General features: G+C 61.8%; 1 protein-coding gene. It reads right to left on the bottom strand.

Annotation, left to right across the window (positions count from 1 at the left end; translation table 11 throughout):
• The coding region (locus tag LO50_RS18375) for an IS30-like element ISPsp7 family transposase (protein ID WP_044315909.1) at positions 1 to 681 on the bottom strand (681 nt) is incomplete at both ends.

Raw genomic sequence — 681 nt, 5'->3', positions numbered from 1 at the left:
CCGGAGCATCATGCCGCATCGCCATGGCATTTTGCATGACCTCTCCCATCACCTCGATGGGGCATTTGAAGTCGAAGCGCTTGCGCGGTCGCATGTTCAGTTGCAGCGCAATGGCGTCCAGCTCCTCTTGGCTATGTACCGACAGGTCTGTGCCCTTGGGCAAGTACTGGCGAATCAGGCCGTTGATGTTTTCGTTGCTGCCGCGCTGCCAGGGGCTGTGCGGGTCGCAGAAGTAGATCGCCACGCCGGTTCTTTGGGTGATCTCGGCGTGTCGCGCCATCTCCCGGCCCTGGTCGTAAGTCATGCTCTTGCGCATCTCCAGCGGCATGCCATTGAGCGCGGCGCTGAAGCCTTCCAGCGCCGAAGTCGCCGTCGCGTCGTTCATCTTCACCAGCATCAGGTAGCCACTGGTGCGTTCCACCAGCGTACCGACGGACGAGGCGTTGGCCTTACCCTTGATGAGGTCGCCTTCCCAATGCCCCGGCATCAGCCTGTCTTCAATCTCCGGCGGGCGCACATGAATACTGACCATCTCAGGGATCTGGCCGCGCCGATCCACGCCGCCAGAGCGCGGCCGGCGCGTCGTCTTGCCTTGGCGCAGACAGATGATCAGCTCCTTACGCAGCTCACCCACTGGCAGGGCATAGATCGCGTTGTAGATCGTCTCGCGACAGACGTAGG

The sequence above is a fragment of the Stutzerimonas stutzeri genome (assembly GCF_000935215.1).
Classification (GTDB): domain Bacteria; phylum Pseudomonadota; class Gammaproteobacteria; order Pseudomonadales; family Pseudomonadaceae; genus Stutzerimonas.
This window is presented reverse-complemented; position numbering and strand designations above follow the sequence as displayed.